The organism is Phycisphaerae bacterium (assembly GCA_012729815.1).
GTDB lineage: Bacteria > Planctomycetota > Phycisphaerae > JAAYCJ01 > JAAYCJ01 > JAAYCJ01.
In genome coordinates this window covers 1-14,920 of sequence record JAAYCJ010000179.1, presented here as the reverse complement: position 1 = coordinate 14,920, position 14,920 = coordinate 1, and the positions used below count along the sequence as shown (strand labels likewise).

General features: G+C 64.6%; 14 protein-coding genes. 5 read left to right on the top strand and 9 right to left on the bottom strand.

The features are described 5' to 3' along the window. Nucleotides 1-14 precede the first annotated feature (14 nt). The 5 genes from GXY33_12130 to GXY33_12110 all read left to right on the top strand — a co-directional run bounded on the left by GXY33_12130 (nucleotide 15) and on the right by GXY33_12110 (nucleotide 3,833). On the top strand, nucleotides 15-566 hold the full coding sequence (locus GXY33_12130) for a DsrE family protein (protein ID NLX05879.1): 552 nt from the start codon (nucleotides 15-17) through the stop codon (nucleotides 564-566). Nucleotides 567-668: 102 nt separating this feature from the next. Next, nucleotides 669-1,658, top strand: coding sequence for an aldo/keto reductase (locus tag GXY33_12125; protein ID NLX05878.1), 990 nt, complete (start codon nucleotides 669-671; stop codon nucleotides 1,656-1,658). Between the two features lie 18 nt (nucleotides 1,659-1,676). Continuing rightward, the gene (locus GXY33_12120; protein ID NLX05877.1) at nucleotides 1,677-2,294 is read left to right on the top strand and encodes a DNA ligase; all 618 of its coding nucleotides are present in this window, start codon (nucleotides 1,677-1,679) and stop codon (nucleotides 2,292-2,294) included. 63 nt (nucleotides 2,295-2,357) lie between these two features. Continuing rightward, nucleotides 2,358-3,245, top strand: a complete 888-nt coding sequence (locus GXY33_12115) for an ATP-dependent DNA ligase (protein NLX05876.1) — start codon at nucleotides 2,358-2,360, stop codon at nucleotides 3,243-3,245. A 99-nt stretch (nucleotides 3,246-3,344) separates the two neighbouring features. Then, on the top strand, nucleotides 3,345-3,833 hold the full coding sequence (locus tag GXY33_12110) for an MgtC/SapB family protein (GenBank protein ID NLX05875.1): 489 nt from the start codon (nucleotides 3,345-3,347) through the stop codon (nucleotides 3,831-3,833). Nucleotides 3,834-3,854: 21 nt separating this feature from the next. Here the strand turns inward: GXY33_12110 and GXY33_12105 are convergent, their stop codons facing one another. From GXY33_12105 to GXY33_12065, 9 genes are all read right to left on the bottom strand, one after another. Next, nucleotides 3,855-4,775, bottom strand: coding sequence for a SufBD protein (locus tag GXY33_12105; protein NLX05874.1), 921 nt, complete (start codon nucleotides 4,773-4,775; stop codon nucleotides 3,855-3,857). Further along, on the bottom strand, nucleotides 4,768-5,511 hold the full coding sequence (locus GXY33_12100) for an ABC transporter ATP-binding protein (protein ID NLX05873.1): 744 nt from the start codon (nucleotides 5,509-5,511) through the stop codon (nucleotides 4,768-4,770). Before GXY33_12100 ends, GXY33_12105 begins: the two co-directional genes overlap by 8 nt. Before the next feature lie 32 nt (nucleotides 5,512-5,543). Continuing rightward, nucleotides 5,544-6,470 (bottom strand): aldo/keto reductase, encoded by a 927-nt coding sequence (locus GXY33_12095; GenBank protein NLX05872.1) that lies wholly within the window; start codon nucleotides 6,468-6,470, stop codon nucleotides 5,544-5,546. A 24-nt stretch (nucleotides 6,471-6,494) separates the two neighbouring features. Next, nucleotides 6,495-9,368 (bottom strand): UPF0182 family protein, encoded by a 2,874-nt coding sequence (locus GXY33_12090; protein ID NLX05871.1) that lies wholly within the window; start codon nucleotides 9,366-9,368, stop codon nucleotides 6,495-6,497. A gap of 35 nt (nucleotides 9,369-9,403) precedes the next feature. Next, a complete protein-coding gene (locus tag GXY33_12085) occupies nucleotides 9,404-10,372 on the bottom strand; it encodes an arginine deiminase (protein NLX05870.1) in 969 nt (322 codons plus the stop codon). Continuing rightward, nucleotides 10,372-11,337: an L-histidine N(alpha)-methyltransferase gene (locus GXY33_12080; protein NLX05869.1), complete on the bottom strand. Its 966-nt coding sequence runs from the start codon at nucleotides 11,335-11,337 to the stop codon at nucleotides 10,372-10,374. Before GXY33_12080 ends, GXY33_12085 begins: the two co-directional genes overlap by 1 nt. Continuing rightward, a complete protein-coding gene (locus GXY33_12075) occupies nucleotides 11,325-12,476 on the bottom strand; it encodes a radical SAM protein (protein ID NLX05868.1) in 1,152 nt (383 codons plus the stop codon). Before GXY33_12075 ends, GXY33_12080 begins: the two co-directional genes overlap by 13 nt. A 38-nt stretch (nucleotides 12,477-12,514) precedes the next feature. Continuing rightward, complete coding sequence (locus GXY33_12070) at nucleotides 12,515-13,882, bottom strand: MBL fold metallo-hydrolase (GenBank protein ID NLX05867.1); 1,368 nt, start codon at nucleotides 13,880-13,882, stop codon at nucleotides 12,515-12,517. A gap of 45 nt (nucleotides 13,883-13,927) precedes the next feature. Next, nucleotides 13,928-14,920, bottom strand: a 993-nt coding sequence (locus tag GXY33_12065) for a type I glyceraldehyde-3-phosphate dehydrogenase (GenBank protein NLX05866.1), incomplete at its 5' end; no start/stop codon positions are given.

The following is a 14,920-nucleotide window of genomic DNA, read 5'->3' as shown; positions in this document are numbered from 1 at the left end:
GAGGGGGAACGGCCGTGCGAATGGTGATGACCTTCCTGCTGGGGGGAATGATCGGCTTGGGCCTCAACGGCATTCCGGCCAGGATGTCCCAGCCGGACCACCAGCATCCCCTGATCAAGGACCACGGCCGAGTCGTCGATCCGGCCGGAACGGCGGCGATGCCGCAAAGCGGGGCGAAGGTGGTCCTGGATATCACGGCGGACCGGAACGCCGGCAGACCGGCCGACGGGCTGGACCGCGCAGCAATGCTCTACAATCTCTACGCCGCCGCCGGCGTTCCGCCCGAGCGGATTCGCGTCACGGTGGTGCTGCACGGCGAGGCGGTGCGGGCGGCCCTGACCGACGACGCCTACGCCCGCTACGCCGCGGATGGACCGAATCCCAATCTCGAATTGATCCGGCGGCTGAGGCAAGCGGGAGCGGAGGTCTACGTCTGCCGGCAGGCCTTGGCCCGTCATGGATACACGATCGAGCAGGTGTCGCCGGAAGTGACGGTGGCCGCGTCGGCCGCGACGGTCAACATCAGCCGTCAGATGGACGGCTACGCCTATCTGCCGTTCCATTGACGGATTGTGACGACATGGTTCAACTGCACGGACGCGGATCGGGCCAAAGCCGCAATCGATGCCATTCCGTCGCTGGATCGTTGAAAGCAAAGGAATAAACCGATGGAATATCGCCTGTTGGGCCGAACGGGAGTGCAGGTCAGTCCGCTGTGCCTGGGGTGCATGAACTTCGGCTGGAAGACCGGCCCGGAGGACAGCCGGCGGATCATCGACCGGGCGATCGAGGCGGGGATAAACTTCCTCGACACCGCCAACGTCTACGCCAAGGGGCGCAGCGAAGAGGTGGTGGGCGAGGCGCTCCAGCGCAACGGCCGGCGCGACCGCATCGTGCTGGCCACCAAGGTCCACGGAACGATGGGCTCGGGTCCGAACCAGTCGGGCAATAGCCGCCGGCACATCATCGAGCAGTGCGAGGCGAGCCTGCGGCGGCTGCGGACCGATTGGATCGACCTCTACCAGATCCATCGGCCGCAGTCGGTGGTCCCGATCGACGAAACGCTGCGGGCCCTCGACGATCTGGTGCGCCAGGGCAAGGTCCGCTATCTTGGCACCAGCACGTTCGCAGCGTGGCAACTGGTCGAGTCGTTGTGGGTTTCCGACCGCTACGGCTTGAGCCGCTTCGTCTGCGAGCAGCCGCCGTATCACATCCTGGACCGGCGGATCGAACGGGAATTGATCCCGATGGCCGATACCTACGGGATCGGGATCATCCCCTGGAGTCCGCTCGCCGGCGGCCTGCTGACCGGCAAGTACAGCCGCGACGAAGCGCCGAAAGGCTCGCGCTATGAAGACATGGAGTCAGCCCGCGTTAGCGAGGCGGCATTCGAGGTGATTGACGAACTGGCCCAACTGGTTCAGGCCAAAGGATGCAGCATGTCGCAGTTCGCCCTGGCCTGGTGCATGAGTCGTGAAGCGGTGACCAGTCCGATCATCGGGCCGCGCACCGCTGAGCAGTTGGAGGACAACCTCAAGGCCCTGGATGTCGATATCACCGATGAGGACGCCGAAACGGTGGATCGGCTGGTCGAGCCGGGCGCGGTGGTTTCGCCGTTCTACGAAGCCGATTTCGGACCGGCGGCGTTTCACTGGTAACGTGAACTGGAGCGGAAGATGCCGGAAAAAGACCCCCTCAAGGAGTACCGTGAAAAACGCGACTTCGCCCGGACCGCCGAGCCGGAGGGCGGCGAGGCCAAAGAAGGCCAACCGCCGGTATTCGTGGTCCAGAAGCACGACGCCAGCCGCTTGCACTACGATTTCCGCCTGGAGGTCGACGGCGTGCTCAAGTCGTGGGCGGTGCCGAAAGGGCCGTCGACCGACCCGTCGGAAAAGCGCCTGGCCGTGCCGACCGAGGACCACCCGCTGGACTACGCGGACTTTGAGGGGGTGATCCCGGAAGGGCAGTACGGCGGCGGCACGGTGCTGGTCTGGGACATCGGGCCGTACCGCAACCTCCGCAAGGACGACGAGGGCAACGAGATACCGATGGAAGATGCCTGTGAAGGCGGGCAGGTCGAGGTGTGGCTGGAGGGCCAAAAGCTCAGGGGCTGTTACGTGCTGGTCAGGACCAAACGCAGGCAGGGCGATAAGCCCCAGTGGCTGTTGATCAAAAAGAAGGACGACCACGCCGACGCCCGGCGCAATCCGGTGAGCACCGAACCCGCATCAGTCCTGAGCGGCCGCACGATTGAACAAGTCGCCGAGCAGGAGGGCGGCAAGAAGGGTCAGTAACGGCCAAGCCGATCGACCGCCTCAGCGACCACACCAGAGAGCAACCCAAGGAAGCGGGGAGTCATGGGCCGCATCGAAGTCGACGGACAGACGATCAAGACCTCGAAGGAGGACAAGGTCTTTTTTCCAGGGGCCGGCTACGCCAAGAAGGACCTTATCGAATACTACCGCAGGATCGCCGAGATGATGCTGCCGCATGTCGCGAACCGGCCCATCGTCATGCATCGCTTTCCCGACGGCATCGAGGGCAAGAGCTTCTTCAACAAGAACGCGCCGAGGTACTTTCCCGGCTGGATCGCCACCCAGCGGGTCGATAAGGAAAACGGCACGGTCAACCACGTGGTGATCGGCAAGACGGCCGACCTGGCCTACCTGGCCAATCAGGCCTGCATCGCCATTCACATCTGGCTGTCCCGCCGGGACAAGATCGAAAAGCCCGACCGGTTGATCTTCGATCTGGACCCGCCAAACGGCGGATTCGACGACGTGCGCGCCGGGGCCAAGCGGCTGCGTGAGATCCTGGAGGCGGCGGGCCTGAAGGCCTACGCCATGGCCACCGGGTCGAAGGGCATGCATGTGGTCTGTCCGATCAAACGCGGCAAGACGTTCGACCAGGTGCGGGCGTTCGCCCAGCAGGTGGCCGGCGTGCTGGCGACGCAGGACGAGAAGAAATTCACGACCGAACAGCGGATCGCCAAACGGGGCGATCGGGTGTTTATCGACACCAACCGCAACGCCTATGGCCAGACCGCGGTGGCCCCGTATTCGGTGCGGGCCAGGCCCGGAGCGCCAGTGGCTGTGCCGCTGGAGTGGTCGGAGGTGGACCGCAGCGACCTTCGCCCGGACGGGTACAACATCAGTAATGTCCTCCAGCGCCTTGGCCGCCAGGGCGATCCGTGGAAGGACATCGACAACCACGCCGAGTCGCTGCCGACAGGCGACGGCCCTTGAATCAACCGGCTGAGATGAGCGCCGAGGAATGGCGGGATGTAACGATCGATTGGGACGCGCTTCGCAACGACGACAAGCACACGGGGGGAGGCTACTGCCATGTCAACCGAAGAGCAACTGCTGATCCTGCTACGGGTTGCCGCCGCCGCCGGACTCGGCGGCGTCGTGGGAATCGAACGCGAATGGGCGGGCAAGGCGGCCGGCGTCCGCACTCACATGTTCGTGGCGGCGACCGCCGCGCTGCTGGTCGCCCTGGGCCCGGCCCTGGTCAATCAGTTTCACGAGTATGCGTCCGGCGACATCATCGGGGCCGACCCGATCCGGATCGTGCAGGCCATCGTCACCGGCATCAGCTTCCTCGGCGCGGGAACGATCATCTTCCACCGCGAGCGCCGGTTCATCGAGGGGCTGACCACGGCCGCCTCGATCCTGCTGGTCTCCGGACTCGGCATCACGGTCGGCCTCGAGCAGTGGGTGCTGGCGGTCGGCGTGACCGTGCTGGCGGTGGTGATCCTGGCGGTGATCGGGTTCGTCGAGACCAAACTCGGCCTGGCCGACCACGATCCGCACGAGCGGCGCGACGAGTGACGGCGGTTCGCTCCGCGCGGCTCAGGTCAGCAGGCCGGCGACGATCAGGTCCGACGCCTCGTCCTCGCTCAGGCCGCGTGACATGAGGGTCTCAAGCTGTTTGGTGTCGACGCTGCCCAGCGCCGCCTCGTGGGTCACGTGGGCCTTGGGGTGGTTGACTTCCACGATCGGAGTGGCCGAGGCCACGCCGTCGTCGAGGATGATCTCCTTGCAGTCGACGTGGCCGCGGGCATGGGCCGCCGAGGCGGTCAGGCGGTTGTACACGTCGGCCCGCGCCCGGTCGCGGACCGCAACCCGGGACAGCAGCGCGCCGCGGGCGTACTCGCCGATCAGATGGCCGGTCTCGCGGATCTTGATCACGTCGTCGCCCCGCCCGCTGACCTTGGCCACCATCTCCATCACACTGTGGTCGCGGCAGGTCGTGGTGTAGTCGATGTCGATCACGCCCACGCGTCCCTGGATCAGCTCGAAGTCCGTCTTGAACCGCGCGCCGGACCCCAGTTCGACGACCGCCTTGGGCACCACGGTGATCCCGCCCGCGGGCGAGTGGATGTGGCGTTCGAAATAGGTGTACCGGGCGTTGGCCGCGATGTTGATCTGCGCGTCCATCAGGTGCTGCACGTCGGTCGCGTTGGGAAACACGCAATGGGCGATGATATCGACCGCTGAGTCCCGCTCGATGTTCAGGTCGAGGTTGATCTTCTGGATGCCCGCCTCCTGCACCAGGCCGAAGCACATGTGAACCGGCTTGGCCACCCGGACCTCCGGCTTCAGGTAAACGCCGATGCGGACCTCGTCGCTCTTCTCAACGACCTCCACCTCCAGGCCGGGCACAGTGTTGCTGGTGATGACTTTGTTGAGGCCGATGACCAGGTGGGCGACGTCCGGATCCTTGACCGCGGCGTGTATCTTGGCCAGGCCGATCAGTTCGGCGTTATCCATTGGCGAGGGCTCCATTAAGTTCGGGGCGGTTGCGGTGGTCGCAGGGGACGCACTTGTCGCGGAAATACCCGGCGATCTTGTCGACGTTCCCCTTGTCCACGACCCGGCCGCAGCACAGGAGGAACGCGTGCTCGGCCCAACTGAGGACTTCCAGACTGTGCGTGATCAGCAGCACCGTCGCGCCCTGTTCCTTGAGCAGCCCGATCGCCTCGCGAATCCGCCGCAGACTCTCGATGTCGATACCGCTGTCCGGCTCGTCGAGCATGACCAGCCGCGGCTTCATCGCCACCAGCGACGCCAGCTCCACCTTCTTCCGCTCGCCGCCGCTGAGCGTCTTGTCCACCGCCCGCTGCATGTAGCGTCCGGGAGGCAGACCGACCTTCGCGAGCAACTCAGCGGTGACTTCGGGATTGTGCTCCTTCGATCCGACCTGGACGAACTTGCCGACCGTCAGCCCCTCGTACCGCGCCGGCTCCTGCCAGCCCAGCGTGATGCCAAGCCGGGCCCGCTCGTCGATCGAAAGCTCGTGCAGCGATCGCCCGTCAAAGACAATCTCGCCCGAAAACCCGCGATAGCCCTCCAGGCCCATGATCGTGAACGCGAGCGTCGACTTGCCCGCCCCGTTCGGCCCGACCACCGCGTGGACATACCCTTCCCATAGGTCCAGATTCAGTTCCGATAGGATCTCGTGCCCGTTCAACGACAGGCTCAAGTTCCTGATTTCCAGCATGCCCATAGCGTGTTCCTGTATGGTCGGACGGTCCCGGATCAGACCTGTCCAACCCAGGAACCGTCGTCGTGTTGTCTCCAGAGGTCCCGCAGCCGCCGCTCAGCGTCCTCGGGCAACGGGCCCTTCTCGATAATTCTAGTATTCTCCCGGATATGTTCAAGGTTCGTCCCGCCCACAATCGCACAATGCACGCCGTCCTGGTAGACGCTGAATCGCAACGCCAGCTCCACCCATGACCCCTCGAAACCCAGCGACTCCGGCGTAAAACTCATGGTTTCCAGCCGCTCGACGTAGGGCCGCACGTAGTCGCTGTAGAACGAATCTCGCCCGGCGACCCCTTTCCAGGCCGCGTTGGCGATGGTCCGCTTGGCCAGCACGCCCAGGTTCGCCTCCCGCGCCGCCGGCAGGTAGCGGTCCAGAACCTGCTGATCGACGATGTTGACCGAGGTCTCCAGGCAATCGAAAACGTCCATCGTCACGGCGAGCTCAGCCGGTTCGGCGTCGCCGCTGTAGCCGACAAAGCGGGTCTTGCCCGCCTCCTTGGCCCGGACCAGCGCGCCGATCAGGTCGTCGTTGCCCAGATCCTTGACCGAACACGAGTGCAGGAGCAGCACGTCGAGGTGGTCCGTGTTGAGGCGATCGAGCGACATTTCGACGCTCTCGCGGATGGCCTGAGGCGTCCAGCTCGGCGACTCGAGCTTGCCGCGGCTGTGGCCGCACTTCGAGACCAAGACAAACTCGTCGCGCCGGTGGCCCAGCGCCAAGCCGATCTTGCTCTCTGAGTCCTCGTAGCAGTGCGCGGTATCGATCACGTTGATCCCCATATCGAGCACGCCCTCCAGAACGCGCGCGCACTCGTCCCGCCCGATCTGTTCGTGGCCCAGCTCCGCGGCCCCGAACCCCAGAATGGTTACATCCAACCCTGTTTTGCCCAACGTCCGCTTGCGGATGGTCGATACGGTCATGGCATTCCCCCTTTGTCCACACGGTCATTCCTGTTCCTGCGGCCCGGGCGACGGCTGCCGCTCGGAGGTCAATTGCTCCAGGGCCGATCCAAGCCGCCCAAGCGCCTCCGAGGCCTCCGGAAACTTCTTCTCGCCCATCAGGCGCAGATAGTCATCAAAGGCCTGGTCGGCTTGGCGGATCAGGACGTCCATCGCCGCGGGCGCCGCACGCTGCGGCTGCGTGGCCGGCCCGACCGGAGCAGTTAACTCCTCTTCGAACAGCCCTCGCAGGGCCTGCTCAAACGTCTCTGCGTAACTCAAATCGTCGTTGTGCATCACCGCCACCAGACGCAGCTCCGGATACGCCGCCGTCTCGGCCTGAAGATAGATCGGCTCGACGTACAGCAGCGTCGGTCCGACCGGAATCGCCAGCACGTTGCCCCGAATCACCGTCGATCCCCGCTGATCCCAGAGCGTCAACTGGGCCGAGAGGTAAGGGTCCTGGTCGATCTTCGTCTCGACCTGCTGAGGACCGAGGATGCGCTTGTCCTTGGGGAACTGGTAGGCCAGCAGCCGTCCGTAGTTCTCGCCGTCGCACATCCCAGCCAGCCACCCGATCATCACCTGGCGGTTCTTCGGCGTAAACGGCAGCATCAGGATGAACTCCAGGTCGTCCGTCTCCGGCGGCTCCCACATGATGTAGTACGGCTCGACCGGAATCACCTGGTTGTAGTACTTCTCCGTCGTCCGGATCCAGAGGTCCTCCTGGTTGTAGAACACCGCCGGGTCCGTCATGTGGTACTTGGCGTAGACCAGCCCCTGGGCCAGCAGCAGGTCGATCGGGTAGCGGACGTGAACCAGCAGTTCCTCCGGCATCTGCTCCGCCGGCTTGAGCAGGCCGGGAAACACGCGGTCCCAGACCCGGATCAGCGGGTCCTGCGGCTCGAACACGTAGAAATCGACCGAACCGTGGAAGGCGTCGACCACCACCTTGACCGAGTTGCGAACGTAGTTGACCGCCGCCAGCGACTCGGCGCCGTCGTTCCAAAGACTCTCGCCGCGCTCGAACCCGGCGTACCCGCCCATGCGGCGCGACATCAGCGGTTCGCTGTACGGAAAATACCGCGACGTGGTGTAGGCGTCGATGATCCAGAACAACCTGCCGCCGGCCAGCACCACGTACGGATCGTCGTCGAACTCCAGAAACGGGGCCAGCAGGTTGACCCGTTCGAGAATCTGGCGGTGGAACATGATCCGGCTCTCGGACGTCGGATAGCCGGAAAGGAACAGCCGCGTCCCGCCGAATTTCCAGCCGTAGAGGAACTTCCGCCACAGGTTGCCCAACGCCACGCCGCCTCGCCCGTCGTAGTGGATATAGACGTTCTGGTCGCCGCGGGGATAGTCGAACTCCGCCTCGCTGGAATTGGCGATCACGTACGAGCGGGTCAGCTCGCCGTAGTATATCTGCGGCACGTCGACCTCGAGCGACGGGTACGCGCTGACCGGCGGGATGTTCTTGACCAGCAGGTTCGGCAACCCTTGCGGCGTGAATTCGTTGACCGTCGTGAGGGTCACGCCGTAGCCGTGGGTGTACTTGAATCGCCGGTTGACGAACGTCTGGCTCTGCGGCGGCAGATTCGCCTGTTCCATCTCGCGGGCCGAGACCATTACCTGCCGATAGTCGTCGCCGATGGCGTAGCGGTCCACGTCCACGTCGGCGAATTCATAGTAGAGTCGGATCTCCTGGAACTGCTTGTAAACCGCGTCCAAAACCCGCCAGTCCCACAGCCGGATGTTGCGGAAAAGCCGCTCGTGCTCCGCGACCATCGCCGGCGTCAACGCCTCCGCAGCCGGAAACTCACGGCCCTCAATCCTGTCCAGCCCGAAACCGACGCGGGTGAAGGCGATGTTGTGTGCGATGTAGGGGGATTCGAGCGTGAGCTCGTTCGGCTCGACGCGAAGCCACTGAACCAGACCCGGCGCCGCTGCGAGAACAAGGAACCAAAGCACGGCCAGCACCCCGCCAGCCGAGGCCAAAAACGCCGCATGCCCCTGGCTCGACGGCAGCCCGAACCGCCCGAAAAAACCGGTGATCCGCCGACGGTACAACGGCGCCGCGATCAGCCCAGCCGCCAGCAGCACGCACGCGAACAGGACGATCCAATAGCCCGGCACCCGGACGTGTACGTCCGTCCAGCCCGGCCCCTGCGCCACCCCCCATTTCGAATACATCAGGTGATACCGGGCGAGGAACCGCCCGGCCGCAACCACCAGCAAGAATGCAGCCGCGCTGAAATAGATCGGCCGAAACCGCTGAAGAATCTCCCCCTCGCTGCTGATCCGCCGGCCGAACTCGATCTGACCGCGCGTGATGCGGATTGGCGCATCGGCCGCCGCCGCGGCCACCGCCGCCACCAGCCCAACCAGGGCCACGGTCCAGACCAGCAGATACAACGCATCGTAGAACGGCAGGCGAAACAGGTAGAACCCGGTGTCTTTGCCGAAAATCGGATCGGCCAGCTCGGTCCGCACGGCGCTGAGGTAGATCAGCACCGTCTCCCAGTTCACCAGACCCCAATTCGCTCCGACGTACGCTGCGAAACCCCACGCCACGTACCGCGGATACCGGTGCGACCGCGAGATCGGCCACGTCAGCAGCCAGATCACCGCGAACGCCAACGCAGCCCCAACCAGCAACATCGCCGCCTGAGTGAAAACCACCTTCCAGAACCGATCCTCGTAGCCCAGGGCCTCGAACCACAGTTGCTCGCCCCAGAAACCCAGAAACCAGAAAAAGACCAGCGTCGCCACGCCCAGAACCACGCCCAACGTGACCCGGACAACAGACCCGCGGCGAACGCCCCAAATCCCCAATCCCGCGGCGGCCAGAAACAAGCCAGCCAGAATTGCGCTATACATCCGTGCATCTTCCCTTGTGTATTCGAACAGTCAAATCAGTCGGCGCTTCCCGACGCCGCGCGGCGGAGGCGAAGCGTGTGGCACCGCAGACTCCCGCCTCCGGCGAGTATAGCCTCCGGATGGAACAGGATCAATTCCACGCCGCGACGGGCCAGCGCGATCTGCGTCTCGCGGGCCAGCGCCGTATCGTAGTGAAACATCACGCCCGGCTCCAATGGTACGAACGTGCACGCCAGCCGCCGCTGCTCCAGGTCCGACACGTGGATCAGCTCCACGCCGCGGCCCCGCATCCACCGGACAAAGTCGATCGGCTCGGATCGGTCGCGGCGATGCAGAACCGTCCGCACGAACGCCGGCATGTAAACCAGCGCCAGCCGGTCGGTGATCCGGTTGAAAATCGTGTCCGGGTGCATGTAGCGCCGGGCCTTCGGCACGTCCACGTACACCACCTCTTCAAACACCGTCAGAGCTTTCCGGATGAAGCGACGGATGGCGCGAACGTTGTGGCGCTCCGTCTCCGCCACCAGAACCGTCCTGGGCGAAAGCAGCAGACAGCCTTCAAACGCGTCGTGCGTTTCGTCGAAGTCAATGAAGATGGGAACCCCCAGGTTGCCGAGCGCCTCGCGGACCACGCGGTGCTCGTGCCGCCGCCCGTCCATCGCCATGCACGAGAGGATCGCCCCTCGCCGCGTGATCACCGCCGTGTCGTGCAGGAACGTGAGGTTCGGCATCGCAGCGATCCGGTGGTGCTCGTGGTTGACGTAATCCGCCAGTTCCAGAACCGTCACCTTGTGGTCCGTCAGAAGCTGACGATACCGATCGTGCTCCTCGCCATAGCGATCCACGTCCGGAACCGCGTCGAAAAGCCACCGATGACGGTTCGACTCGTTGATCAGCCGCAGCGACTCGCCCGGCCGATGAAGCATCACGTGGGTCAGTCGCCCGAAGGCCTCGCACCCGTAGGGAATCCTCATCGTCGAAGACGCCGTCGGCGAGTCCTGCATCATGATGCTCCTGCCAGGCGTTGGCGGACCGAAAAGAGGACGTTCGTCCCGTCGCGGCTCAGCCGGCGGTCCGCGACCTCCAGCGCGTGCCGGCGAAGGTACGCCTCAATCTGGTCGAGCGTGTACTTGCAGGTAAAACCCATCCGGATGATCTCGCCCGCACCCAATCGCAGCATTCGACCGCCCGCCGTCACAACCGAATCGTCGAGCACCTCAAGCCATTTGCGGGTTCTACGGACCGGCCCGACCACCGTCTGGATGCAATCGAGCTTCAGGTGAAACCGGCAGTGTTCCGGGTCCAGGCCGCAGCGGACCAGCGGCCCGAGGTTGAACCGCACGTTCGGTTCGCTCTGATAGACCCGCTCGATCTCCTCCGTCCGTCCGGCAAACAGGTGCGAGTCGAAAAGAAACAGGTCCTCCGCCGCCAGTTGCGCCCGCACCGTATCCAACAGATTATCGGTGTCGTAGTTGTTGAAGTTGTTGCCCAGCATCGCCACCACCACCGGCCGCCGCCACAATCGGCGCAGCACGGGCAAATCCTCGAAGAACGCCACCACGCCCATCTTCTCGATCGGCAGGTCGTCAACCGTCCGCAACGCCGTCTCAACCAGGCGGCGGCTGACGTCGACGCAGACGTACCGCGGCCGGTCACGACCGCACATCGCCTCAAGCACAAGGCGCTCCTTCTCGCCGCTGCCGGTCCCGATGCTCACCAGACTCGCCCCGGCGGGAAAACGCTCGACAACCGACGCCGCGTGCTCGCGCAGCAGATCGGTCAGATCGGCGGCGACCCGAAACTGCGGCGACCGGTCGAGTTCCAGCCAGTTGCCCGCGCCCCACTCTCCCAGATACAAAAGGTAGTCCGGCAGATACCGGTGCTCCAGATGCCGGCAAAGCTGCTCCTCCAGGTACTCCCCGCTGAGCAGTTCGATGATCGCGGCCTCGCCCGTGGCTACTTGAAGCATTGGCGGCACTCCGATCGCAACGCCTCGCGAGGGTCCTTGCCCTCGTTGACGCCGACGCTGTACGCGTACCCGCGACATCCGATGCACTGACGCAAGTGCTCGCAGCCGCTGCACTTGCCCTCCAGGTGAACGTCGATGTGGCGGACGTACCGGAAAAGCTCATCGTCGTAAATCCCGCGCAGCGAACGCCGGCGCACGTTGTGCGGATACTGCCCGCCCGTCAGGAGGGCCGGATGCTGATCGAACTTCGTCGGAGCGCATGGCCGCACGTTGCCCTCCAGCGAAATGTACAGGCTGTAGAGGTGCTGAAGGCACCCGCTCGCCGTCAGCGGCGTGTACGGCAGCCAGTCGTAACCGTAAAAACGCCGGTCAACCTCCAACAGCCGCCGCTTGTAGCCGGTGATCTGCTCCGCCGTCAGATAGTACGCCGCCAGGTGGTCCTTGGCCCGGCCCGTCGGCGTCAGCACCTCCAGATTCGGAAAAACTCGGTTGGCGCGGCAAAAGTGCCAGATATCCTCGATCTCATCGAGGTTCACCCGGCTGGTCACGCACGAGACGCCCAAACGCAGCCGGTGCGACTCCCCGCCGTTTACCAGTCCCGCCTCCATCAGGTGGCGCAACCCGCCCATGATCCGCTCCGCCGCTCCGCCCTCGCCCGCCAGAAAGTCCTGCACGTCCGGACGCAGCGAGTCGAGCTTGCCCATAACCGACGCGTTATGGGCCGCGAGAAACTCGGCCAGCTCCCGATCGATCGCCACGGTGTTGCTGAAGATCATCGGGATCATGTGCAACGCGTCGATCAGCGAGACCAGATCGCGGAACCGCGGCCAGATCGTCGGTTCACCGCCCCCGATGACCACCACCGACCGCGCGTCCAACTCCGCCGCCTGCCCGACCACGTCGGCGATCTGCGCGTAGGTCAGACCCTCGACCTCCGCTCCGCTCTCGGCATAGCAATAGCGGCAGCGAAGGTTGCACGTCCGGTTCGTCTCCACCCGGATCGCCAGCAGTTGTCCGGCGTCGCGGGCGGCGTAGGCCTCCTCGCCGCTGTACGTGTAGCCCGCCAGAACCGGAGGCGGAAGATAGCGATTTGATTCCCGTTCCGGCCGGACCTGTGTCTGCGCCTGACTCTCCGTCATCGTGCCCCCCGCCACAAAAGGTTCACCGTCATCAACGTCTATTCGACAATCGGGCAGCCGACCGCCCGGCAGGCCGCCATCGAGCCCAGGCAATTCTCAACCTGTTCAAAACCGTTCCTCTTCAGAATTGACGCAGCGATCATCGCCCGCTGACCGCTTCCGCAGAACGTGGTGATCGGCCGATCGCGTGGCACCTCATCCAGATTCTCGGCAAGCTGCCCGACGTAGACGTTAACTGCGCCGGGCAGATGCCCTCGCTCGTATTCGCTCCGACTCCGAACGTCCAACAGCGTGAACCTGTCCTTCGCCTTGATCCGTCGCGACAGCTCATCGACGTGAACGACCGGCACCTCCTGATACTCGCGCCCGCTGGTCGCCCAGGCGTGCAGGCCGCCCGCCAGATACCCAGCGACCCGATCGTAACCCATGCGAACCAGATACCGGACCGCCGTCCCCACCTGCGCCGCCTCCTCGACCACCAGCGCAATCGGCTCACCGTACGGCAGATACCAGCCGCCGAACGTGTTGAGCATGTGCAGCGGCAGGCTGATCGTGCTCGGAACACAGGCCCCGGCGTAGGCCTCCGTGCTGCGCAGGTCGATCGCCGTCGCGCCGCCCTCGACCGCCTGCTCGAATTCCTCCGGCGACCACGCCGCCGGCACGGGCAGATGACCCAGAACCGCCGGACCCTGCTGGTTCCATTCCTCCATCTGCGAAAAGTACGGCGGATAGTAGTGGTGCTCCTGGAGCTTCATGTCGATGAACGCCTCGCGGTCGGTCTTCTGGAGCGGCTGGCTGTGACGCCGCTCGTAACCCAGCGTGGAAAACTCGCGAGACGCTATGTGCGAACCGCATACCGATCCCGCTCCGTGCGCGGGATACAACAGAACGTCGTCGCCCAGAGGCAAAATCTTCTTGAAGATGCTCTCGTACTGGAGCCCGGCGACCTCTTTCGCCCGGTTGGGGAAAAAGTCCGTCCGCCCCACGTCGCCGATGAACAGGGCATCGCCGGTGAACACGCCGATCGGCTCGTCGCCGAAGTTCCCATCCGCCAGCGCGTACGAGATGCTCTCGAACGTGTGGCCGGGCGTCTCGAGCACCGAGATCCTCGCCGAACCGATGCGGAAGCTCTCACCCTCCGACACCTTATCGCCGTAGCCCCAGTCCAGGTTCGCCCCGTGATGAATTTCCGCCCCGGTCAAATCCTGAATCTCGCGCGAGCCGATCAGGTAGTCCTCGTTGCGGTGGGTCTCGAAAACGTGGGCGATCCGGACCCCTTCGCGGGTTGCGATCTCCAGATACACATCGACGTCGCGCCGCGGATCGATCACCGCAGCCAAGCCGCCGTCGCCGACCATGTACGACAGGTGGGCCAGCCCCTCCGACTTGACCTTCTCCAGGAACATCGGCGCCGTCCTTTCCACGCTAATGGTTTCGATCGCGACCCGCGGCTAGACCGCCGCTTCGACCTCCTTGGCGATCCGAACCGCCTCGCGGACCATCTGCTTCGCGTAGGCCCACTCGTTGTCGTACCAGCTCATCACCTTGACCAGGTCGCCGTCGACCACCCGCGTCATGTCCAGATCGACGATCGACGCCTCCTCGGTCTTGATGATGTCGGACGAAACGATATCCTCCTGGGCGATCCCGACAACGCCCCGGTACCGCTCGCTCTCGGCTTCCTCGCGAAAGATGCCGTTAACCTCCTCGACCGAGGTCTTCCGCTCCGTCACGAACACGATGTCCGCGATCGAACCGACCGGCACCGGCCCGCGAATCGCCACGCCGTCGAACTTGCCCTCGTACTGCGGCAAAGCCTTGCTCGTCGCGACCGCCGCTCCCGTCGTGGTCGGCACGAAGTTCGCCGCCCCGGCCCGCCCGCGGCGATACTTCTTCGACGGCGAATCGACGATCTCCTGGCTGGACGTGTAGGCGTGCACCGTCGTCATGATCGCCTTCTTGACCCCGATCCGACGGCCTATGATCTCAGCCACCGGCGTGATGCAGTTGGTCGTGCAACTCGCGCACGAAATCATCTTCAGCTCCCCGTCCGGCGCGTTGACCCCGTGCACCACCGTCGGCACGCCGTCGCCCTTGGCCGGAGCCGACAAAATCGCGTGACCCGCGCCCGCCTGAAGGTGCTTCTCCAGGTCCTCCTTCCGCGTGAACACGCCCGAACACTCGAACACCACGTCGATCTCCATCTCCGACCACGGCAGCTCGGCTGGGTCCTTCTTGCCGAGCGCCCGAATCCTGTGGCCGTCGACGATCAGATTCTCCTCGTCGTGCTCGACCGATTTCTCATAGCGCCCATAGACGGTGTCGAACCGCAGCAGGTACGCCAGATTGTCCACCGGCACAATGTCGTTGACCGCGACCAACTCCAACTCCGGCGTATCGAGGAGGATCTTCAGCGTCGCCCGCCCGATGCGCCCCAGTCCGTT